The 22503-nt window shown below is 63.1% G+C and carries 21 protein-coding genes; 5 read left to right on the top strand and 16 right to left on the bottom strand.

The annotated features are described in order from the left end of the window. Positions 1-2: 2 nt before the first annotated feature. The gene (locus AC3B5Q_RS15440; protein ID WP_103444269.1) at positions 3-926 is read right to left on the bottom strand and encodes a GNAT family N-acetyltransferase; all 924 of its coding nucleotides are present in this window, start codon (positions 924-926) and stop codon (positions 3-5) included. Positions 927-964: 38 nt separating this feature from the next. Further along, complete coding sequence (locus AC3B5Q_RS15435) at positions 965-1474, bottom strand: MarR family winged helix-turn-helix transcriptional regulator (protein WP_392524523.1); 510 nt, start codon at positions 1472-1474, stop codon at positions 965-967. A gap of 195 nt (positions 1475-1669) precedes the next feature. Here AC3B5Q_RS15435 and AC3B5Q_RS15430 point away from each other — a divergent pair, with 195 nt between their 5' ends. Further along, on the top strand, positions 1670-2188 hold the full coding sequence (locus AC3B5Q_RS15430) for a DMT family transporter (protein ID WP_031321937.1): 519 nt from the start codon (positions 1670-1672) through the stop codon (positions 2186-2188). On the opposite strand, the gene AC3B5Q_RS15425 is transcribed toward AC3B5Q_RS15430, so the two are convergent. From AC3B5Q_RS15425 to AC3B5Q_RS15415, 3 genes are all read right to left on the bottom strand, one after another. After that, a complete protein-coding gene (locus AC3B5Q_RS15425; protein ID WP_103469075.1) occupies positions 2189-3097 on the bottom strand; it encodes a LysR family transcriptional regulator in 909 nt (302 codons plus the stop codon). A 161-nt stretch (positions 3098-3258) separates the two neighbouring features. Then, positions 3259-3588, bottom strand: a complete 330-nt coding sequence (locus AC3B5Q_RS15420) for a hypothetical protein (protein WP_021781702.1) — start codon at positions 3586-3588, stop codon at positions 3259-3261. Between the two features lie 74 nt (positions 3589-3662). Continuing rightward, complete coding sequence (locus tag AC3B5Q_RS15415) at positions 3663-4307, bottom strand: DUF998 domain-containing protein (protein ID WP_021781701.1); 645 nt, start codon at positions 4305-4307, stop codon at positions 3663-3665. A gap of 199 nt (positions 4308-4506) precedes the next feature. Between AC3B5Q_RS15415 and AC3B5Q_RS15410 the strand changes: the two genes are divergently transcribed. Then, positions 4507-5256 carry a FadR/GntR family transcriptional regulator gene (locus tag AC3B5Q_RS15410; protein WP_003247694.1) on the top strand — a complete coding sequence of 250 codons (750 nt, stop codon included), beginning with the start codon at positions 4507-4509 and terminating at the stop codon, positions 5254-5256. A 133-nt stretch (positions 5257-5389) separates the two neighbouring features. Here the strand turns inward: AC3B5Q_RS15410 and AC3B5Q_RS15405 are convergent, their stop codons facing one another. The 11 genes from AC3B5Q_RS15405 to AC3B5Q_RS15355 all read right to left on the bottom strand — a co-directional run bounded on the left by AC3B5Q_RS15405 (position 5390) and on the right by AC3B5Q_RS15355 (position 18110). Beyond that, the gene (locus AC3B5Q_RS15405) at positions 5390-6970 is read right to left on the bottom strand and encodes an aldehyde dehydrogenase (NADP(+)) (RefSeq protein ID WP_021781700.1); all 1581 of its coding nucleotides are present in this window, start codon (positions 6968-6970) and stop codon (positions 5390-5392) included. Positions 6971-7028: 58 nt separating this feature from the next. Next, positions 7029-8582, bottom strand: a complete 1554-nt coding sequence (gene garD / locus AC3B5Q_RS15400) for a galactarate dehydratase (RefSeq protein ID WP_021781699.1) — start codon at positions 8580-8582, stop codon at positions 7029-7031. 77 nt (positions 8583-8659) lie between these two features. Continuing rightward, a complete protein-coding gene (locus AC3B5Q_RS15395; RefSeq protein ID WP_103444270.1) occupies positions 8660-10024 on the bottom strand; it encodes an MFS transporter in 1365 nt (454 codons plus the stop codon). A 104-nt stretch (positions 10025-10128) separates the two neighbouring features. Then, positions 10129-11040 carry a 5-dehydro-4-deoxyglucarate dehydratase gene (gene kdgD, locus AC3B5Q_RS15390; RefSeq protein ID WP_010954445.1) on the bottom strand — a complete coding sequence of 304 codons (912 nt, stop codon included), beginning with the start codon at positions 11038-11040 and terminating at the stop codon, positions 10129-10131. 567 nt (positions 11041-11607) lie between these two features. After that, on the bottom strand, positions 11608-12417 hold the full coding sequence (locus AC3B5Q_RS15385) for a gamma-glutamyl-gamma-aminobutyrate hydrolase family protein (RefSeq protein ID WP_021781697.1): 810 nt from the start codon (positions 12415-12417) through the stop codon (positions 11608-11610). A gap of 468 nt (positions 12418-12885) precedes the next feature. After that, positions 12886-13668, bottom strand: a complete 783-nt coding sequence (locus AC3B5Q_RS15380; protein ID WP_021781696.1) for an amino acid ABC transporter ATP-binding protein — start codon at positions 13666-13668, stop codon at positions 12886-12888. 22 nt (positions 13669-13690) lie between these two features. Beyond that, positions 13691-14935 (bottom strand): NAD(P)/FAD-dependent oxidoreductase, encoded by a 1245-nt coding sequence (locus AC3B5Q_RS15375; protein ID WP_103444271.1) that lies wholly within the window; start codon positions 14933-14935, stop codon positions 13691-13693. 16 nt (positions 14936-14951) lie between these two features. After that, the gene (locus AC3B5Q_RS15370) at positions 14952-15662 is read right to left on the bottom strand and encodes an ABC transporter permease (RefSeq protein WP_021781694.1); all 711 of its coding nucleotides are present in this window, start codon (positions 15660-15662) and stop codon (positions 14952-14954) included. Then, positions 15659-16378 (bottom strand): ABC transporter permease, encoded by a 720-nt coding sequence (locus AC3B5Q_RS15365; protein ID WP_021781693.1) that lies wholly within the window; start codon positions 16376-16378, stop codon positions 15659-15661. The genes AC3B5Q_RS15370 and AC3B5Q_RS15365 overlap by 4 nt, the downstream gene beginning before the upstream one ends. Before the next feature lie 84 nt (positions 16379-16462). Further along, positions 16463-17215, bottom strand: a complete 753-nt coding sequence (locus tag AC3B5Q_RS15360; protein WP_021781692.1) for a transporter substrate-binding domain-containing protein — start codon at positions 17213-17215, stop codon at positions 16463-16465. A gap of 22 nt (positions 17216-17237) precedes the next feature. Continuing rightward, entirely contained in the window at positions 17238-18110 is an 873-nt protein-coding gene (locus AC3B5Q_RS15355) for a MurR/RpiR family transcriptional regulator (RefSeq protein ID WP_021781691.1), read from the bottom strand. Positions 18111-18252: 142 nt separating this feature from the next. Here AC3B5Q_RS15355 and AC3B5Q_RS15350 point away from each other — a divergent pair, with 142 nt between their 5' ends. The 3 genes from AC3B5Q_RS15350 (at position 18253) to AC3B5Q_RS15340 (ending at position 22497) form a co-directional block, all read left to right on the top strand. After that, the gene (locus AC3B5Q_RS15350) at positions 18253-19278 is read left to right on the top strand and encodes an Ldh family oxidoreductase (protein ID WP_021781690.1); all 1026 of its coding nucleotides are present in this window, start codon (positions 18253-18255) and stop codon (positions 19276-19278) included. Positions 19279-19440: 162 nt separating this feature from the next. Further along, positions 19441-20637 (top strand): amino acid aminotransferase, encoded by a 1197-nt coding sequence (locus AC3B5Q_RS15345; RefSeq protein WP_021781689.1) that lies wholly within the window; start codon positions 19441-19443, stop codon positions 20635-20637. A gap of 579 nt (positions 20638-21216) precedes the next feature. Continuing rightward, positions 21217-22497 carry a serine/threonine transporter gene (locus tag AC3B5Q_RS15340; RefSeq protein ID WP_330508032.1) on the top strand — a complete coding sequence of 427 codons (1281 nt, stop codon included), beginning with the start codon at positions 21217-21219 and terminating at the stop codon, positions 22495-22497. The last annotated feature ends 6 nt before the right edge of the window (positions 22498-22503 follow it).

Here is a 22503-nt window from a genome sequence, read left to right as displayed (position 1 = left end):
GCTCAGTCCAGTTGCAGAGCCCGTCGCACCCGCGGCGAAAGGTGGTGCGGCGAGGTGCCACAACGCGCCATGTGGGTGAGGACGTCGTCGGCACTCCAGCGAGCCTGTGCGGCGGGCAGCTGGATATGTGGGTAATGGCGCGAGCAAAAAAAGTCGAACAGGTCGGTACACGTCTGGTCGACCGTAAACTTCAGGCCTGGCGCACTGTAGGCCTTGGCGAACACATCCCGCGCCCGGGCTAGATTCACGGCCAGCGGCAGCGACAGGGCATTGTTGAGTTTGGTATAGGCCTGTACCGGGCCGATGGGCGAGAAGAACAGTACATTGCGGTAGAAGCTGGCGGCGCGCGGGTGCACGGCGATCACCAAGGTGCTCACCTTACGATGGTCAATGGCCCATCGAAACATGGCGTTGTACAGCATCAGTGGCACGCCCTTGCCCTTGTAGCGGCTACATACCGCCAAGGTCCCGACTTCGGCCACGCGCACACCGCCCAGGCGCTGCAGCACAGCCTCGTTGATGTGCACATCCTCCAGTGGAAGGCCCAGTGCCGAGTCTTCGATCAGCGACACGGTGCCAACCACTCGCCCGTCTTTCAGAGCCACGAAGGTGGTAGTGCCCGGTAGCAGGTGAAACGGCGAAAACCGCATGCCCGCACGGCACACGGTGGCGATGCCGCGGCGTGCATAGCTCTCGTTGACCAGACGCAGGGCCTGCTCGAGTTCGAACAGGTTCTGCACCGGGCGAAAGCTGAAACCCTCGATGGCCAGTGGCTGTCTGGCAAGGCGGCGGATGAACAGGCGCCGGTAAAGGGCCGCTGGCAGGCAGGCCTCGAGCCAAGGTTGGCGACGACTTAACCGGTCGTGTTCGCTATGTACCCGGGGCTTCCTGCCAAGCCGGGCCAATACGCTCTGATTTTGCAACATTATCCACCTCCATGTGGTCTTGCGGGTGTGTCTTGGGTTCAGTGCTTGTCCGGTGGCAGTGCCAGGGCAGGACTGGCCGAGAGTGCCTGTAGCGTGATGGACAGGGCGTCGCGTTGCGTGTTGTCCAGTGACTGCATGATCGTGCCGATCCAGTCAGTGTGTTGTGCGAATACGGCGTCGAGTACCGCTATGCCTGCCGAGGTAAGGCTGATGCTCAGCTTGCGACGGTCATGGGCGTCCTTGCGGCGCTTGATAAAACCGTCACCCTGCAGGCCGTCGAGCAGGCCGGTTACGGTGCCCGAGGTGATTGCCAGGCGCGTCGCCAGCTCCAGCGGTGCCAGGCGGCCGCCTGCACCTTGCAAGGTCAGGAGGATTGCGAACCGCCCTTCCGACAGGTTATGGCGGGCCAACCGTGCGGCGCATACCCGGTTGATGGCCGCTGCAGCGGACAGCAGTTCGAAACACAGGCGCACGTTCTGCCTGGCGTCAGCGGGGGCCTCGGCCAGTGCATCGAGCATGATGTGATGCTTGTTCTCAAGAATATTCATAAGGCGCAGTTTATCTTGGTGCCTTAGTAAGTCAACAGCACAGATGTTTCAGGGTTAAGACAACATGCGCACGCCGGACGGAAGGGATGTTTCACTATGCATGGTACGAATAGTTCAAGTGCAGGATTTTGATTTCTATCAGTACTGGGTAATGCACCATCATGGTGGCCATCGATACCTTGGATGAGGAATGCCATGTTCAGTAAATCAATGCTTCTGCTGGCGCTTCCTGTGGCCATGGCGTTGCTTGCCGGTGCTGTGTTGCCGTTTCAGGCCGCAGGTAATGCTGCGGCAGGCCGGGCACTTGGGCATTGGCTGTGGGGGGCTTTCACATCGTTGACGGTAAGCATGCTGGTGGTGATTGCTGCCCTGCTGATTATTCGGGTGCCGGTGCCAGACATGGGAAAGGCCCTGCAGGGGCCCTGGTGGTTGTGGGTTGGTGGCGTGCTGGGGGCAATGTATGTAGCCGGCGCCGCAGCACTCACCCCTAAACTTGGCGCAGCAGGGTTCCTGGTACTGGTGGTGGCTGGGCAGATCATCACGGCAGTGCTTGCCGACCACTATGGGGTGATGGGGTTGGGTGGCAAGCCGCTCAGTCTGGCCAGGGTGGCCGGCGTGGTGCTGATCCTGTGCGGAGTAATGCTGGTACAGGGCACTTGGGCGACGGCGTCACCGGTCCATTCCACGGCAGCTGTGAAAGGGCAGGAAAACTGATCAGCGCCCTGGTTGGCTGCACGCCCATACGGTTTCGCGCAGCCAGCGGTGCCCGGGGTCAGTGTCCTTGCGGTTGTGCCAGGCTTGCTGATAATCGAACGAGGGGATGGCCAGTGGTGGCGTGAACTGGCGCAGTGTCCTGTGCTGGCGCAACGACCCCACAGCGCGGCTGGCCACCGTCAGGATCAGGTCGGTGCCGGCCAGCACTTCGACTGCCGCACTCCAGTGCGGCAAGGCCAGGGCGATACGGCGTTGCAGGCCCCGGGCGGCCAGTGCGCGCTCGATTTCATCGAAAGCATCCGGGCGCATGGCCATCAATACATGTGGGCGTGCCAGCCAGTCTTCCAGGGCCATGCCGCCGCTGGCAGGCAGCACCTGGCGATCGGCAACGCTGATGAAGCGATCCGCAAACAGGGGCTGGACGGTGATGTCCTGAGGCAGTTCGGGGAACAGGCCCAGGGCCAGATCCAGTTCGCCATCGAGCAACTGCGCCAACATGGTTTCACGGCTGGCCTGGCTGATGGCCAGGTCCACCCCGGGCGCGACTTGGCGCAGGTGGCGTAGCAGATGCGGCAGGATGATGCGCGAAGCGTAATCGGATAGCGACAGCCGGAATCGGCGCTGGGCCCGGGCTGGGTCGAACAGCGGGGTGGCCAGCAGGCTGTCGAGATTGCTCAGTGCATCCTGTAGTGGCTGTGCCAGCGACTGGGCGCGGGCAGTGAGGACCATGCCGCCGCCTTGGCGTACCAGCAAAGGGTCGTCGAAGTGTTTGCGCAACTGCGCCAAGGCGTGGCTCACCGCCGGTTGGCTGCGGTGCAGGCGCAAGGCTGCGCGGGTCACGTGCTTTTCGCTGAGCAGGGCGTGCAACGCGAGCAGCAGGTTGAGGTCGATCTTGCGCAGTTCATCCATAGGGTGAATGGCCTTGGTCAATTCTGGCGACTTGTATCAGCTTAACAAATGCTTGAGTCTTGCACGCGCTTACAAGCTGCTGGCGATAGAGGCCACTTCACAGCACATGAATTCTACTAAATGGGTTTATGTTTGTTCTGTAATTCACTGATAAAAAACCATTATCTTCTTGCAGTCGCATGCTGAACACACTGCTCAAAGTAAGTCCGCTTTATCGCTGCCGGCTTGAGTCGCGAGCGGCTGTTGTAGGTTTGTTCGGTAATGCCGAAGGCTGTCATGCGCATCCACGGCTTGGGAAACTTACGCACCTGAAGCTTCTTGCGTGTGGCGTACAGCGTTACCCCGGAAAGCTTGGCCTGCTGGGCTTCGGCGGCTATCTGTGCACCCCAGCCGCAGGTGTGACGATCGTTCTGGCTCAGTGCCCTGGCCTGGGCGCCGAAAGCGAGGGTGGCCAGCACGCAGCCGGCCATCGTTGCTAGAATTACTCGCATATTGCGGTCCTAAGCGTCTGAAAGAAAACGGAGTTTGCCTTCGCTTTCCGGTGCTGTGGGCCAGCAATTTGCCGTCAGGTTACGCGCAGAGGATTGGCTGCGGGCTTGCGCAGGCTCGTCCAGGCCAGGCTGGCAACCCAGACTACCGACACGCCATAGTTGAGACGTTGATACAGGCCGAACAACTGGCCACTCTGCGCCGCCTGGCCCATCAACGCGACGGTGGTAATCGCCAGCACCACGCAAGCCAGCGAGAACAGCGCCAGGGCGGGGGAGCCGGCAATACGGTTGCCCAGCCATGCCCATAGGGCGCTGGCGAAAGTCAGCGAGAGGAACATCAGCAAACCAAACAGGTTATGCAGTTGCTGCGAGGTAGATGGCTGTGCCGGTGCGCAGCCCTGGTCGCAGGGGAACCAGCCGGTGCCCAAACTGCCCATGCCATGCAGCAACACCAGGCCCGCACTCAGCAGCGCCAGCGTCGAGCTACGCCAGCGCCGCACCAGGCCCCAGGCAAACAGGGCAAACAGCAGGGCTAGGGGGAAGTTGTTGACCCGTGGTGACCAGCTGTGGGTTGGCGAACCGGCCGCGCCAAGCTGGCTCATGGCCTGTTGAAGGTGGTCGTAGCCGGGGTAGGCCTGGGCGGTGAGCCAAACGCCCGCCAGCAGCCAGAGGGGGATCAGCAGGCCACTGCCGAGCAAAAGGCGGTCGAGGGTTTTCATACTGCAGATTCCTTCCATGGATCAGTGAGCGTGAAGGCGTACAGTACAGGCTCGCGCAGACCATGGGCCAATCATTCTGCGCGCTTTTTCATGGGGCATGGTCGGCAAAGATGGACAATAAATACCGCACCGGGTGTATGTGATCGTACAACCGCTTGCGCTATGATGAGCGCTGTCTTTCTAGGTGAAATACAGGGCAATGACAGAGCAACAGGTACAGGCAAGGACCCGGCGCAAGCCGCGCAGTCTGGCCCAGGAACTGGTCACGGTGCTGACCGAACGCATTCGCAGCGGCCAGCTCAAGCGCGGCGACAAGCTGCCGACCGAATCGCAGATCATGGCCGAAGAGGGCGTCAGCCGCACGGTGGTGCGTGAGGCGATTTCGCGGTTGCAGGCCGCCGGGCAGGTAGAGACCCGCCACGGCATCGGCACCTTCGTGCTGGATGCGCCGGCTACGGGCGGTTTCCGTATCGACCCGGCCACCGTGGTCACCCTGCGCGAGGTGCTGGCGGTGCTGGAGTTGCGCATTGCCCTGGAGATTGAGTCGGCCGGGTTGGCGGCCCAGCGGCGAAGCGACGAAGCGCTGGCCGGTATGCGGGCGGCGCTGGACGAACTCAACGAGGGGGCGGCCCACGCCACTGATGCGGTGTCGGCGGACTTCCAGTTCCACCTGCGCATTGCCCAGGCCAGCGGCAACCACTACTTCGCCGATATCATCAACCACCTGGGTACCAGCATCATTCCGCGCACCCGGCTGAATTCGGCGCGCCTGGCCCATGATGATCAGGCGCATTACATGAGTCGCCTGATGCATGAGCACGAGGCGATCTATGAGGCGATTGCCCGGCGTGACAGCGAAGGGGCGAAGATGGCCATGCGCATGCACCTTAGCAACAGCCGCGAGCGCTTGCGCCAGGCGCATGAGGCGGCTGAAGCGCAAGGGACCTGAAGCCTTTGCTGCCTGTACTGGCCTCTTCGCGGGCAAGATAGCCCTGTAGGAGCGGGCTTGCCCGCGAAGAGGCCGGTACAGTCAGAAAGAAAAGCCCCGCCGTGCGCAGGGCTTTCCTGTTTCTGGCAGCCAGTCAGATCGCCCCGTCACTCCACTGCCCGTTCACCAACCGCCGCAGCCCCAGCGGGTTGCCGTCGCGCAGTGCCTCAGGCAGCAGCGTCTGCGGATAGTTCTGATAGCACACCGGGCGCAGGAAGCGGTCGATGGCCAACGTGCCGACCGAGGTGCCACGCGCATCGGAGGTAGCCGGGTACGGGCCTCCGTGCACCATCGCATCACAGACTTCGACACCGGTCGGGTAACCATTGACCAGGATTCGACCGACTTTCTCCTCCAGCAGCGGCACCAGCCAGGCGAACGCATCGAAGTCTTCCGCCTCGCCGATAAGCGTCGCGGTCAGCTGGCCACGCAGGCCTAGCAGCGCTTCGCGCAGTTGGTCGTTGTCCTGCACCTCTACGGCCACGGTGGTGGGACCAAACACTTCCTCCTGCAACAGCGGGTCGGACTCGACCAGCAGGCGTGCATCGGCCTTGAACAGCTGAGCGCGCGCCTGGTTGCCTTCCTGCGCCTGGCCGGCCACATGCTCGATACCGGCATGGGCATGCAGGTGTTCAAGGCCGCCGACGTAGCTGCGCAGGCCGCCAGCGTTGAGCATGGTTTGCCCGGCTTGCTGGTCCAGGTACTGGCCAAGGTCGGCGAGTAACTGGCTGTACTGTGGCGACTGCAAGCCAATCACCAGTCCAGGGTTGGTGCAGAACTGCCCGGCACCCATGCACACAGACCCCGACAACTCGCGGGCAATGGCCTCGCCACGCTTGGCCAGGGCACCCGGCAGGATGATGACCGGGTTGATGCTGGACATCTCGGCAAATACCGGGATTGGTTGCGGGCGCTCAGCGGCCATGCGGCAAAGGGCATCGCCGCCTTTCAACGAGCCGGTGAAGCCAACCGCCTGGATCGCTGGGTGCTTGACCAGCCACTCGCCCACGCCGCCACCAAACACCATGTTGAACACGCCCTTGGGCATGCCGGTACGCTCAGCGGCGCGCACGATGGCGCAACCGACCAGGTCGGCCGTGGCCATGTGGCCGCTGTGCGCCTTGAATACCACGGGGCAGCCTGCGGCCAGGGCGGCGGCGGTATCCCCCCCGGCGGTGGAGAAGGCCAGCGGGAAGTTGCTGGCACCGAACACCGCGACCGGGCCCACGCCGATGCGCATCTGGCGCAGGTCTACGCGTGGCAGCGGCTGGCGCTCGGGCAGTGCCAGGTCAATGCGCGCGCCGAGGAAGTCGCCGCGGCGCAGCACCTGGGCGAACAGGCGCATCTGCCCGCTGGTGCGGCCACGCTCGCCCTGGATACGGGCGGCGGGCAGGGCGGTCTCGCGGCAGACGATGGCGACGAAGGCGTCATCCAGTTCGTCGAGTTCAGCGGCAATGGCGTCGAGGAACTCGGCCCGACGTGCCGGGGCCAGTTGGCGGAACTCGGCGAAGGCAGCGGCGGCGGCCTTGGCGGCCTGGTCCACTTCGGCTTCGGTGGCCTGGGCAAAGCTGTAGGGCAGGGCTTCGCCAGTGCTGGCGTCCAGGCTCTGCAGGCGCTGAGGGCCAGCGGCACTGCGCTGACCGGCGATGAAGTTATGGCCGAGGATTTCAGGCATGGGGTGCTCCTGTGGGCTTGAGGGTGGAGTGTGTGAATGCGTGGTCAGGGCTGCGGCATCAGGTAATGGGCGCCGGGTTGAACAGGGTGATGTCGTTGTGCAGCCGGTGTTGTTCGGCCCAGGTCTGCTTGCGGCCGCTGGCCACGTCCAGGTAGTAATGGAACAGTTCCCAACCCAGCTCCTCGATGGTCGAGCGACCACTGGCGATGCGACCGGCGTCGATGTCGATCAGGTCGGGCCAGCGCTGGGCCAGTTCGCTGCGGGTGCACACTTTGACCACCGGTGCCATGGCCAGGCCATACGGGGTGCCGCGGCCGGTAGTGAAGACGTGCAGGTTCATGCCGGCTGCCAGCTGCAAGGTGCCGCAGACAAAGTCGCTGGCCGGGGTGGCGCAGAAAATCAGGCCTTTGCGATTGACCCGTTCGCCTGGGCCGAGCACACCCTGGATAGCGCCGCTGCCAGACTTGACGATCGAACCCAGCGATTTCTCGACGATGTTCGACAGCCCGCCTTTCTTGTTGCCCGGCGTGGTGTTGGCGCTGCGGTCGGCGGCGCCTTGCTGCAGGTAGCGGTCGTACCAGTCCATTTCGCGCACCAACGCGTCGGCAACGGCCTGGTTTTCCGCGCGCGAGGTCAGCATATAGATCGCGTCGCGCACCTCGGTCACTTCAGAGAACAGCACAGTGGCGCCAGCGCGGACCAGCAAGTCCGCGGCATAGCCCAGTGCCGGGTTGGCGGTGATGCCTGAGAAGGCGTCGCTGCCACCGCATTGCATGCCGAGGATCAGTTCGCTGGCCGGGACCGTTTCGCGGCGGCGCTGGTCCAGCTTCTTCAGGCGGGTTTCGGCCAGGTCCATGATCTGCTCGATCATTTCGACAAAGCCAAGGCTGGCATCTTGCAGGCGGTACAGCCATGGGTCGCTGAGGTCCACCGACGGGTCGTTGTCGTGCATCACCTGGCCGGCTTGCAGTTTTTCACAGCCCAGGCTGATCACCAGTGCCTCGCCGCCGAGGTTGGGGTTGCGCGCCAGGTTGCGCACGGTGCGGATCGGGATGTAAGCGTCGCGGGCATTGATTGCCACGCCGCAGCCGTAGCTGTGGGTAATGGCCACCACGTCGTCGACGTTGGGGTATTTGGGCAGCAGCTCGTTGCGAATGCGCTTGACCGCATGTTCCAGCACGCCGGTCACGCATTGCACGGTGGTGGTGATGCCGAGGATATTGCGGGTGCCGACAGTGCCGTCGGCATTGCGATAGCCCTCGAAGGTGAAACCCTCCAGCGGCGGCAGCGGCTGTGGCACGGCGTCGCAGCGCGGCAGGCTGTCCAGTTCCGGCGCAGCCGGCATGGCCAACTGGCTTTCCTGTACCCAGCTGCCTTGGCGCAGGTCTTCCAGCGCGTAGCCGATGATTTGCCCGTAGCGGCGTACCGGCTCGCCCTTGGCGATGGCCACGGTGGCCACCTTGTGACTTTGCGGCACGCCTTCGACCAGAGTCAGGCCGTCGGCAAAGCGGGCGCCTTCGCCCAAGCCGCCGTCGTTGACGACCACCACGACGTTATCGTCGTCGTGCAGGCGGACGTAGCGGGGCGAGTCGGAATGTTCGATCAACTGCATGTTTGGGCCCTACTTGTCAGATTCTCAGGCTTTTGTACATCCGCCCGCGCCGGGTGACCCGGCACGGGCGTGTTCTTTCAGTGACGCGAACTGGCCAGTTCGCCGTCGGTGGCAGGCTCAGCGTGTGGCTTTGGGGCGGCATCACGCAGCTCGATGCGCTTGATGGGGCCGACGATAACCAGGTAGCTGAATACTGCGACCAGCGCGTTGGCACCCACGTACACAAGCGCCCACTTGAACGAGCCGGTGGCGCTGATGATGTAGCCGATCACGATAGGGGTGGTGATCGAAGCGATGTTGCCGAAGGTGTTGAACAGGCCACCGGACAGCCCGGCGATCTGCTTGGGCGAAGTGTCCGCTACCACCGCCCAGCCCAGCGCACCGATGCCCTTGCCGAAGAACGCCAGCGTCATGAAACCAACCACCATCCACTCGGCATCGACGTAGTTGCAGAACACCATGGTGGTGGACAGCAGCAGGCCACAGACGATCGGCAGTTTGCGCGAGAAGGTCAGCGAGTTGCCGCGGCGCAGCAGCCAGTCGGAGATCACACCACCCAGTACGCCACCGATGAAACCACACACCGCCGGCAGCGAGGCGATGAAGCCGGCCTTGAGGATGGTCATGCCACGTTCCTGCACCAGGTACACCGGGAACCAGGTGAGGAAGAAGTAGGTGATGGCGTTGATGCAGTACTGGCCCAGGTAGACGCCCAGCAGCATGCGGCTGGTCAGCAACTGCTTGATGTAACCCCATTTCGGGCCGTCGCTGCCGCGCTTCTGGTCCATGTCGACCAGGCCGCCGTTCTGCTCGATGTGCTCGAGTTCGCTTGGGCTGATGCGCGGGTGTTGGCGCGGGTTGTAGATGGTCTTCAGCCACACCACCGAGAAGATGATGCCCAGCACACCCATGACCACGAACACGTGCTCCCAGCCGAAGCTGAACACGATCCAGCCCATGATCGGGGCGAACAGTGCAGTGGCGAAATACTGCGCCGAATTGAAGATGGCCGACGCCGTGCCGCGTTCCTGGGTCGGGAACCATGCAGCGACGATGCGCGCGTTACCCGGGAATGACGGGGCTTCGGCGAAGCCCACCAGGAAGCGCAGGGTGAAGAGGGTGACCACGGCCCAGGCAACCGGAAGGCCACCGACAAAACCCTGCAGCAGGGTGAACAGCGACCAGGTGAAGATGCTGAAGGCGTAGACGTTCTTGGAACCGAAGCGATCGAGCAGCCAGCCACCAGGAATCTGGCCAGCCACGTAAGCCCATCCGAAGGCGGAAAAGATATAACCGAGGGTTACGGCGTCAATGCCGAGGTCTTTCTGCAGGCTGGAGCCTGCGATTGCAATGGTAGCGCGATCGGCATAGTTGATCGTGGTCACCAGAAACAGCATGAACAGGATCAGGTAGCGCACATGCGTCTTCTTAGTCGCTTGCATGCTGGCAATACTCCCACTAGTTATTTTTGTGCGGGCTCACGAATTGTAACCGGAGTGGGGCAGGCCCACTCCGGGCGCGGCATGTGGCAGGCCGCGGGCGGCGTTTACTGCGGGCCCATCTTGTCCATCAGCGCGGCGAGCATCTCGTACTCTTCGGCGGTGAGGTCGGTCAGCGGAGTACGCACCGGGCCTGCGTCATAACCGGCAATTCTGGCGCCAGCCTTGACGATGCTGACGGCGTAGCCGGCCTTGCGGTTGCGGATGTCCAGGTACGGCAGGAAGAAATCGTCGATCAGCTTGGCCACGGTGGCGTGGTCGTCGCGGGCGATGGCGTTGTAGAAGTCCATGGCGGTTTTCGGCACGAAGTTGAACACCGCGGAGGAGTACACCGGTACGCCCAGGGCCTTGTAGGCGGCCGCATACACTTCGGCGGTCGGCAGGCCACCCAGGTAGCTGAAGCGCTCGCCCAGGCGACGACGGATCGACACCATCAGCTCGATATCACCCAGGCCGTCCTTGTAGCCGATCAGGTTCGGGCAACGCTCGGCCAGTTTTTCCAGCAGGTCGGCGTTCAGGCGGCAGACGTTGCGGTTGTACACCACCACACCGATGTTTACCGATTTGCACACCGCTTCGACGTGGGCGGCGACGCCGTCCTGGCTGGCTTCGGTCAGGTAGTGCGGCAACAACAGCAGGCCCTTGGCACCCAGGCGCTCGGCTTCTTGCGCGTATTCGATGGCCTGACGGGTGGAGCCGCCGACACCGGCGAGGATCGGTACCGAAGTGGCGCAGGTGTCAACCGCGGTCTTGATCACCTGGCTGTATTCGCTTGCGGCCAGGGAGAAGAATTCACCGGTACCGCCGGCGGCGAACAGCGCGCTGGCGCCGTAGGGGGCCAGCCACTCAAGGCGCTTGATGTAGCCAGCCGGGTTGAAGTCGCCCTGGGCGTTGAAGTCGGTGACCGGGAAAGACAGCAGGCCGTGGGAGAGGATGGATTTGAGTTCTTGTGGATTCATTGTTGTTGGCATCCTGGGGCGCTTGGTGAAGGGTGTTGTTTTGCGTTGGAGGTAAGTTATCGTACAACTTCGAGTGTGGCTAGCCCCTTTCGGAATTTTTTGTTTGGGTGTTTAGGTGCTCAGGTGGCCAGTTTGAGAATGGCGGTGGCGCGGAGATCCAGCGCCGCCCGCGCGGCGCATCGCGAGCTGCGCTCGCTCCTACGTTTGTTTCGGGCCAATCATTCCTGTGGGGTTCGCGCGCGAACGCCTTGGCGCATGGCGCGAAATCGCGTCGTACAAACAAGGCGGTCGCGCGCGCCTGTCACAGGCGTAACTGGCCCGAAACAAACGTAGGAGCGAGCGCAGCTCGCGATGCGCCGCGCGGGCGGCGCGCGATCGCACCGGCGCAGAAGGCATAACGACAACCACATAACGGTCATCGTATCTCTTGGAAGAAAAAGGATCGCGGAGACAGGCACAAGCCCGCCGCCCGATTCCACGGGAAGTGTTCTGGGACCAGCAGAGGGTGACCGGGGAAACGGGGGAGGCCTTGCGCCGCCCCGCGATCAAAGCAGAGGAAACTGAAGGTCAGGCCGCGTGCTGGCGCTTGACTTGCGCCTTGCGTACCTGGGCCCGGCAAGCATCGCCGAAAGCCTGGAAGATCTTTATCGAGTCAGGGTTCTTCGCCGCTTGCCACTCAGGGTGCCACTGCACCGCGAACAGGAACGGCGAAATGCTTGGCGCATGAATCGCTTCGACCAGGCCATCTTCGGCACGGGCGATCGCTTCAATACCGGCGCCGAGCTTGTTCAGGCCTTGGCCATGCAGCGAGTTGACGCGAATCTCGTCGGTACCCAGGGTTTCGTGCAGCCAGCTGCCCGGCTGGATCTTCACCCCATGCACCTGGGCGTACTGCACTTCGACCGGGTCTTCCGGGTTTTCCCGGTGGTCATTGAACCCAGGTTCGGCATACACCTTCTGGTAAATGTCACCACCCAGGGCCACGTTGATTTCCTGCATGCCACGGCAGATGCCGAAGATGGGCAGGCCACGCTTGATCGCCGCCTTGACCAGCGGAATGTCGAACAGGTCGCGGTTCTGGTCCTGGCCTTTGCCTGGAGTCTGGTTTTCCTGGCCATACAGGGCTGGGTCGATGTTGCTGCCAGCGCCAGTCAGGTACACGCCGTCGGCCATGTCCAGGTAGGTCTCGAGGTCTTCAGTACCGAAGCAGGTGGGTACCAACACCGGGACGCAATCGGAGAACTCGACCAGCGGGCTAATGTATTTGTGGGTCATGACCTGGTAGTCATGGCCTTTGCGCTCTTGGGTGCCCATGGTCATCAGGACGACAGGTTTGCGCAGGGAAGGTTGCTTGTTGCCAATGTTGCTGTTGGACATATGTCACCTTGGGACAGGTTCGACCTGTCGTTGTTGTGCAGGCGCACGGCGCGGGGCCCTGATTGCTGCCTGTGGCCCCGAGCACTGCCGGCTCGTCAGAGGCGACGATTCCGGTCGGGGCTTGTAGATAGCTTGCCAGAGCCGTTCGATATGTCAAACAACGGAAGAGGGCTTTAACGCAGGCAATACACCGTTTTTTGGGGGGCTGAAACCGATGCGGGCCTGTGGCGGCGTGGGTTTGGCAGGGGCGGCGGTCAATAATATTTAACGATGCAGTTGGGTCATTGCAGCGGTGCAATGAATAGGTAGCTCGAAGTCTCCTCGGTCCTTGTGGGGCAACTGTCTTGCTCAACGTCTAAAAGCTGGCGCGATCCCTGTGGGAGCGGGCTTGCCCGCGAACACGGGCGAAGCCCGTGCCATCCACGGCGGTGTCTTCTTCGCGGGTAAACCCGCCCCACAGGCTTTCAATCAATGCAGTATCTGCGCCAGGAACGCCTTGGCCCGCTCGGTGCGCGGCTGGTTGAAGAACACCTGCGGCGGGCTGTCCTCGATGATCTGACCCCCCTCAAGGAACAGCACCCGCTCGGCTACCTGCCGGGCAAAGCCCATTTCATGGGTGACGCACAGCATGGTCATGCCCGTGCCAGCCAACTGCACCAGCACATCCAGCACCTCGGCGACCATTTCCGGGTCCAGCGCCGAAGTGGGCTCGTCGAACAGCATGATCCGCGGCTTCATGCACAGTGCCCGGGCGATGGCCACGCGCTGCTGCTGGCCGCCGGACAGCTGGCTGGGGTACTTGTGCGCCTGGCTTTCGATGCCGACTTTGCTCAGGTACATGCGTGCCCGCTCCTCGGCGTCCTTGCGTGACAGCCCGCGCACGCTAGTGGGGGCCAGCAGGCAGTTGTCGAGCACGCTCATGTGTGGGAACAGGTTGAAGTGCTGGAACACCATACCGATGTCGCTGCGTACCTGTGACGCCTCGCGCGTGGTGGCTGCCAGGTCGATGCCGTCCACCTGGATGCTGCCCTGCTGGGCGACTTCCAGGCGGTTGATGCAACGGATCAGGGTCGACTTGCCCGAGCCGGACGGCCCGCACAGCACGATGCGTTCGCCTTCGCGCACCTGCAGGTCGATGTCACGCAGCACGTGGAACGCGCCATAGTGCTTGTTCAGGCCTTCGATGCGAATCAGCACCGGACGCGGGTCGGGTTCGGGGGCAAGGGTGGCAAGGCTCAGTGGTGCGGTCATCTTGTTGTTCTCCCGCATGGGTTCAGTCGAAACGGGTCGCGCTGTAAGGCGCGGGGTCGGTGAAGGGGGGCTCGCCAGTGAGCAGCTCGGCCAGCAGCCGGCCGCAGACCGGGCCCAGTGTGAGACCGTGATGGGCATGGCCGAAGTTGAACCACAGCCCTGGGTGGCGCGGCGCCGGCCCGATCACCGGGCGCATGTCGGGCAGGCAGGGGCGGCGGCCCAGCCAAGGCGTGTCGTCCAGGCGCTCGCCGAGGGCCGGGAACAGCTTGCGCGCCAAGGCCTCGCAGCGGCCCAGTTGAATCTGGTTGCCGGGCGCACTGGCTGCGTCGAACTCGATGCCGGTGGTCAGGCGCACACCGCGCGCCATCGGCGCCAGAACATAGCCGCCTTGGGTGTCGCAGATTGAGTGCTCCAGCTGAGCGCCGTCACGGGTGCTGTAGTGCATGTGGTAGCCCCGCTTGATTGCCAGCGGGATCTGGTAGCCCAGGCCGCTGAACAGGTCGGCCGACTGTGGACCGAGGCAGGCCACCACTTCGTCGGCAGTGATCGGGCCGCGACGGCTCTCTACCCGCCATTGGCCATTGGCCTGGCGCAGGCTGCGCGCATCGCCATGCACAAACTGCCCGCCGCGTTGCAGGAACAGCGCCGCATAGCCACGGGTGAGCGCGCCGGGGTTGTTCACGGTTTTCGGGTCGAGCCAGTGAATGCCACCGACCACGGTGGCGTCCAGTTGGTGCTCACGAGCCTGCAGTTGCCCGCATTCGAGGATTTCGAATTGCAAGCCATAGCGGCTCAGGCCCTTGGCATCGGTTTTTGCCTGCTCGAACAGCGCTGGGTCGCGGAACACTTCGATCCAGCCTTTGGCTTGCACCAGACTTTCCAGGCCGGCAGCAGCGATCAGCGCGTCATGCTCTTCGACACAGCGCTGCACCAGCGGCAACATATCGGCGGCGGCCCCAGCCAGACGCCCGGGTGCCGACTGGCGCCAGTAGCGCCACAGCCACGGTGCGGCCTTGGGCAGGTGCGCCAGGCTGTAGCGCACATCGGGCTGGCGGTTCAGGCCGTAGCGCAGCAGTGCGCTCAATTGCCGTGGAAAGGCATAGGGGATGACACTGGAGCGCTCGATCAGCCCGGCGTTGCCATGGCTGGTGCCGCTGCCCGGTTCGTCGCGGTCGATCAGAATTACCTGGCGCCCGCGTGCCTGCAGGTGCAGCGCGGTGCTGACGCCGACAATGCCGGCGCCAAGGACAAGGGTCTGGCAATGCATGAAACGTATCCTTCGGTCAGTTCAGGTGGCGGCCCAGGCGGGCTTCCAGGTGTTTCAACAGGCGCCGCACCAGTTCGACGATCACCAGGTAGAGCACGGCGGCCCACAGGTAGATCTGGAAGTCGAAACTGCGCGAGAAGGCCAGTTTGGTCACGCCCATCAGGTCGTAGATCGTCACCAGCGAGGCGATCGCGCTGGCCTTGATCATCAGGATCAGTTCGTTGCCCAGCGGGCCAATGGCCACCAGCAGCGACTGTGGCAATATCACCTTGAAGAAGGTGGTCGAGCGTTTCAGGTTCAGCGCCCGAGCCGCTTCATGCTGGCCAGGCGCAACCGCCATCAGGCTGCCGCGGAAAATCTCGGCCTGATAGGCGGCGGTGTTCAGAGTGAACGCCAGCAAGGTGCAGAACCACGCTTCGCGGAAGAACCACCACAGGCCGACGTCCTGCCAGAAGCCCTTGAGCGAACCCAGGCCGTAATACAGCAGGAACAATTGCGCCAGCAGCGGCGAGCCACGGAAGAAGTACACGTAGCCGGCAGCCATGCGCTGCAGCAACAGGCTGTGAGACATGCGTGCAAGGGCCAGCAGAAGGCCGAGCACAGCGCCCAGGCTGAAGGAAATCGCCACCAGCTTGGCGGTTACCAGCAGGCCGTCGATGAAGCGTGGGCCGTAGCGCTCCAGCAGGTCGGGGTCGAGCACCATTGCCAGCAGTTGATCGAAGCTCATGCGCGTGCTCCTTGCAGGTGGCGGTTGCTGCGCCGTTCGATGTAGGCGAATACGCGCCCGGACAGTGCCGCGAACAGCAGGTAGCCCAGGCAGGCGACGCCGTAGAAGAACATCGGCTCCTTGGTTACGCTGACCGCCAGGTTGGTCTGGCGCATCAGGTCGACCAGCGAGATGGTCGACACCAGCGAGGTGTCCTTGAGCAGCGACAGCCAATTGTTGGACAAACCGGGCAGGGCGATGCGGGTCAGTTGCGGCAGCAGCACCTTGAAGAAACCGGTGCGCTTGCTCAGGCCAAGCGCCGAGCAGGCTTCCAGTTGGCCCTTGGGCAGGGTCTTGAAGGCGGCCAGCCAGATCTCGCTGGAAAACGCGGCGAACACCAGGCTGAAGGCGATCATCGCGGCGAGGAAGGTGTTGATGATGAACTCACCTTGATAACCCATGGCGGCGAGGATCTTCTGTGCGGCGATCTGGCAGCCGTAATAGATGATCAGCAACGTCAGTAGCTCGGGCAGGCCGCGGAACACGGTAGAAAAGGTGGTGGCCCAGGCCCGTGGCAGGCGTTTGCGTGAGCGCGCCGCCAGCGCGACCACCAGGCCCAGTGGCAGGCCGATGGGCAGGCAGGCCAGGGCCAGGGAAACGGTAACCAGCGCGCCGGCCAGCAACGCCTGGCCCCAGCCTCCGCTGGCGAAAGACAGCAAGGACAATTGATCGAGCATGACGAACCCCTAACTTGGAGGGGCGCTCACCCTTGCAGGCGCGGGCAAGCCCGTGCCTGCAAGGGTGAGGCGCAAGGCCAGTGGTCAGTTATAGATATCGAAAGCGAAATATTTGCTGGCGATTTTCTGATAGGTACCGTTGGCCACGATCTGTTGCAGCGCGGTATTCAGGCGCTGGCGCAGGGCTTCGTCGTCCTTGCGCACAGCGATGGCGGCATCGGCTTTGGTGTCGGCCACGTCGCCAAGGATTTTGCAGCAATCCCCGCCGTTCTTGTTCATCCACTCGTGCAGCGGGAATTTGTCGGCAATCACACCGTCCAGGCGGCCGGCCGCCAGGTCTGCGTTGGCTTCGTCCATGGTCGGGTACAGTTTTACGTCGGCACCGGCCTTGCCATACACGTCTTCGGCGTAGATGGCCTGGGTGGACGAAGACTGCGCACCGACGGTGTAGCCGACAAAGTCGGTCTGGGCGCTGTCGATCTTGCTGTCCTTGGCAACCGCCACGGTCAGTGGCGTGCGGTAGTAGTGGTCGGTGAAGGCGATCTTCTTGCGTCGCTCTTCGGTGTCGATCATCGACGCCACCACGGCGTCATACTTGCGCGCCATCAGGGCGGGGATGATGCCTTCCCAGTCCTGGGCCACCAGCGTGCATTCGACTTTCATCTGCTCGCACAGGGCGTGGGTGATGTCGATATCGAAGCCATGCAGCTTGTTATCGGCGTCTACATAGTTGAAGGGCGGGTAGGCACCCTCGGTGGCGAACCGCAGGGTTTCGGCGCTGGCGGCACCCGCCAGCAGCAGGGCGCACGCACCCACCAAGGCCATGGACTTGTTCATCTCGCACCTCATTGCACTCTTGCTATTGTTGTTTGCCCGTCGACCACGAGGTGTAGCCGACGAATTCGTTATGTAGAGCGGCAGTTGCTTCCAAGCGTTTTTCAACATCCGGTCCGAGCTTCTTGCAGACCTCGTTGACCATCAGATGCACCCACGACAGCATCGTCGAGGTGGATTCCCAGAACAGGTTGAACTCGGTGGGGATGCGGAACACCTCGTCGGCATTGGCATCCGCCCAGTCACAGAAAGTGTCGGTCACCAAGGTGACCGCAATGCCAGCCTCGCGCGCCTTCTGGCACAGCATCAGGGCATGGCGGGAATAACGGCGCGCCTCGAACACCACCAGGGCGCTGTCTTCGGCACGGCCCAGCAACACCTCACCGAAGTGCCCGGCGCTGATGTCGACCAGTTGCACGCTATCGCGCAGGTATTGCAGCAGGTGGCTCATGCACATGGCGATGCCACGCTCGGTCTGGAAGCCGGCGATGAACACCCGCGGTTTGCTTGCCAGGCGTTGCGCCACGTTGTGCCAGGCCGGGCTCTGGCGGTACTCGTGTACGCGCACCAGGGCGGCGATTTCCAGTTCCAGGCTGCCGGCGTTGTCGCTGGCGTCCTGGTTCTGGCGGTAATCTTGCAGGCGATCACCTACCAACCACGGGCCATCGCCCAGATCGTTCTGCAGGTCTTGCTTAAGCGCCTTGAGGTGGGCATAACCCAGTGAGCGACAGTAGCGCCCGACGCTGGATTCGCTGACGCCCAGCTTGGCGGCAATGCTGGCCGAGGTCTGGAACGGCAGTTCGTGCAGGTTGGCAAGCATGTAGGTGGCGATCTTGCGACCGGAGGCAGCGGCCCCTTCGAGGCTGTTTTCCAGGCGTTGCTTGATCATTTGGCTCATGCTGCGGCTCCAGGGGTGAGGCTTGGGAAGAAAATGAATGTTTTCTGTCATCAAGTCAATATTTGACAGATTGCTGTCACATGAAGGAAAGTTTTTGTCGTTGCAACGCTGTAGCCATTCCAAAATCAACAAGGAGCTTCAGATGTCCGCACCTTCCACCAGCACCGTTGTGCGCATGCCGTTTACCGAGCTGCAAAGCCTGTTGCAGGCCATTTTCCAGCGCCATGGGTGCAGCGAGGCCGTGGCCCGGGTGCTGGCCCACAACTGCGCCAGCGCCCAGCGTGATGGCGCCCATAGCCATGGGGTGTTCCGCATGCCCGGTTATGTCTCGACCTTGGCCAGCGGCTGGGTCGATGGCCAGGCCGCGCCACAGGTCAGCGACGTGGCCGCCGGGTATGTGCGTGTCGATGCTGCGGGCGGTTTTGCCCAGCCGGCACTGGCGGCGGCCCGTGAGCTGTTGGTGGCGAAGGCGCGCAACGCAGGCATTGCCGTGCTGGCGATCCACAACTCGCACCACTTCGCTGCGTTGTGGCCGGATGTAGAGCCGTTCGCCGAAGAGGGCCTGGTAGCCCTCAGCGTGGTCAACAGCATGACCTGCGTGGTGCCGCATGGTGCGCGCAAGCCACTGTTCGGTACCAACCCCATCGCTTTTGCTGCGCCTTGCGCCGAGCATGACCCGATTGTTTTCGACATGGCCACCAGTGCCATGGCCCATGGCGATGTGCAAATTGCCGCGCGTGCCGGCCAGCAATTGCCGGAGGGCATGGGGGTGGACGCCGATGGCCAGCCGACCACCGACCCAAAGGCGATTCTGGAAGGCGGGGCCTTGCTGCCATTTGGCGGGCACAAGGGCTCGGCGTTATCGATGATGGTCGAGTTGCTGGCGGCGGCGCTGACCGGCGGTCATTTCTCCTGGGAGTTCGATTGGTCCGGGCATCCGGGGGCGAAAACGCCATGGACCGGGCAGTTGATCATCGTCATCGACCCGGGCAAGGCCGAGGGCGAGCGCTTTGCCCAGCGCAGCCGCGAACTGGTGGAGCAGATGCAGGCAGTCGGGCTGACCCGCATGCCGGGTGAGCGCCGCTATCGTGAGCGCGAGGTGGCCGAGGAGGAGGGAGTGGCGGTGACCGAGCAGGAGTTGCAAGGCCTGAAAGAGCTGCTTGGCTGAGCCGGCCCTTTCGCGGGTTACCCGCGAAGAATCCAGCACTCATCCCCGGCCATGCAATGTTGCATAGACAACCTTGCACAATAGTGGATGTTCCTGAGCCCGCTCTCCGGGTATGCTCAGGGCTGACTTTCCGTACCGTCCTGATCCAAGGAGCTGCACGCTGTGTTCAAACATGTCGATGCCTATGCCGGCGACCCGATCCTCTCGTTGATGGAAACCTTCAAGGCCGACCCGCGCGCCGACAAGGTCAACCTGAGTATTGGCCTGTACTACGATGAGGCCGGCGTGGTGCCGCAACTGGCGGCGGTGGATGCGGTGGAAAAACGCATTGCCGGTCAGGACCACGAAGCCTCCCTGTACCTGCCGATGGAAGGCCTGGCCAGCTACCGCCAAGCCATTCAGGCGCTGCTGTTCGGTGCCGATCACCCGGCCGTGACCGGCGGCCGTGTGGCCACCGTACAGACCGTGGGTGGCTCCGGCGCCCTGAAGGTCGGTGCCGACTTCCTCAAGCGCTACTTCCCGCAGTCCGAAGTCTGGGTCAGCAACCCGACCTGGGACAACCACCGCGCCATCTTCGAAGGTGCGGGCTTCAAGGTGCACACCTACTCGTACTTCGACCAGGCCACCCGTGGCGTGGACTTCGACGGCATGCTGGCCACCTTGCAAAGCCTGCCGGCCAACAGCGTGGTGCTGCTGCACCCATGCTGCCACAACCCTACAGGTGCCGATCTGGAGCAGCACCAGTGGCAACAAGTGGTCGAAGTGGTCAAGGCGCGCCAGCTGATCCCATTCCTCGACATCGCTTACCAGGGCTTCGCCGAAGGCCTGGTAGAAGACGCCTACGCTATCCGCGAAATGGCCCGTGCCGGCGTGCCGTGCCTGGTCAGCAACTCCTTCTCGAAAATCTTCTCGCTGTATGGTGAGCGGGTGGGCGGCCTGTCGGTGGTGTGCGATGACGAGGCCACTGCCCAGAGCGTGCTTGGCCAGCTGAAGGCCACCGTGCGCCGCAACTACTCCAGCCCGCCCAACTTCGGCGCCCAGCTGGTTGCCGGCGTACTGAGCGATGCTGGCCTGAATGCCCAGTGGGCCGAAGAAGTCGAAGTGATGCGCAAGCGTATCCTTGACATGCGCCAGGCGCTGGTCGATGCCCTGGCCGTGCTGCTGCCGGGCCAGGACTTCCAGTTTTTCCTGCGCCAGCGCGGCATGTTCAGCTACACCGGCTTCAGCGTCGAGCAGGTACGTCGCCTGCGTGACGAGTTCGGCGTTTACCTGATCGACAGCGGCCGTGTGTGCATGTCCGGCCTGCGCCCGGCCAACCTGCAGCGGGTTGCCGAAGCGTTCGCTGCCGTTCAGAAGTAACACCACCAAAGGCCTGCGCGGCCCCTCTGTGGAAGCGGCCTTGCGTCGCGAAAGGGGGGCGTAGCGTAATGCCAGTCAGTTCGCCGGGGTGGGGCTGGTAGGTGTTGGGCGTGGCATTTGCATCGCCTGTGAAATCGAGCGCCGCCCGCGCGGCGCATCGCGAGCTGCGCTCGCTCCTACGTTTGTTTCGGGCCAGTGAGGCTTGTGACAGGCGCGCGCGACCCCCTTGCTTGTACGACGCGATATCGAGCCATGCGCCAAGGCGTACGCGCGCAAATCCCACAGAAATAACTGGCCCGAAACAAACGTAGGAGCGAGCGCAGCTCGCGATGCGCCGCGCGGGCGGCGCTCGATTTCACAGGCGCCGAAAGAACCACGGCCAACACCTGCCAGCCCCACCCCGCAGCCTGTTGGTATAACCCGCTTGTAAAGACAAGTGCAACCGCTCCTCGGAAAAGGGCTTCGCAAGTGCAACCTTTCCGTGCACAATCGCGCCCCTCTTTTCCGGTTGAGTTGGGCGAAACGTCTATTTCGCCATTCTCAGCCTGTTGCAGTCTTGCGAGTGGAGCTTCACCCGGAATGAATGAGCAGGCCCCAAGCGTTGAACAACGCTTTGCAGAATCGACCCCCGCCGCCCTCGGCACCTGGGCGCGTCACGACACCACCTGGATGCTGGGCTTGTTCGGCACAGCCATCGGCGCCGGGACACTGTTCCTGCCGATCAACGCCGGCCTTGGCGGCTTCTGGCCGCTGCTGATCCTGGCCGTGCTGGCCTTCCCGATGACCTATTTCGCCCATCGCGGGCTGACCCGTTTCGTCCTTTCCGGGCGCGATGGCGGCGATATCACCGACGTGGTCAAGGAGCATTTCGGCGTCACCGCCGGCGCCTCGATCACCGTGCTGTACTTTTTCGCGATCTTTCCGATCCTGCTTATCTACAGCGTGGCACTGACCAACACCGTGTCCAGCTTCATGGAGCACCAGCTGCACATGCAGCCGCCGCCACGGGCAATCCTGTCATTCGTGCTGATTCTCGGCCTGCTGGCCATTGTGCGCTGCGGGGAGCAGGCCACGGTCAAGGTCATGAGCCTGCTGGTCTACCCGTTCATCGTTGCTCTGGCGTTGCTGGGCCTGTACCTGGTGCCGCACTGGACCGGTGGCATTCTCGACAGCGCCACTCAGGTGCCGCCGGCCTCGGCCTTCCTGCACACCCTGTGGCTGGCCATACCCGTGATGGTGTTCTCGTTCAACCATTCGCCGATCATTTCGGCCTTTGCCGTCGACCAGAAGCGCCGTTACGGCGAGCACGCCGACGAGCGCAGCGGCCAGATCCTGCGTCGTGCCCACCTGCTGATGGTGGTGATGGTGTTGTTCTTCGTGTTCAGCTGCGTGCTCACCCTGAGCAGCGCCCAGCTGGCCGAAGCCAAGGCACAGAACCTGTCGATCCTGTCGTACCTGGCCAACCACTTCAGCAACCCGACCATCGCGTTCGCTGCGCCGTTGATCGCCTTCGTGGCCATCGCCAAGTCGTTCCTCGGCCACTACATCGGCGCCAGCGAAGGCCTGAAGGGCATCATCGCCAAGACCGGTGCGCGCCCAGGCGCCAAGGCCCTGGACCGCGTGGTTGCCGCACTGATGCTGGTGGTGTGCTGGATCGTCGCCACCCTTAACCCGAGCATTCTCGGCATGATCGAGTCGCTCGGCGGCCCGATTCTCGCGGTGCTGTTGTTCCTGATGCCGATGTACGCCATTCGCCGTGTGCCATCGATGCGCAAGTACAGCGGTGCGGCCTCCAACGTGTTCGTCGTTGTGGTCGGCCTGGTTGCGCTGACCTCTGTGGTGTACGGCCTTGTAAGCTGATTCACC

It is taken from the genome of Pseudomonas sp. D5(2026) (assembly GCF_057766845.1).
This window is presented reverse-complemented; position numbering and strand designations above follow the sequence as displayed.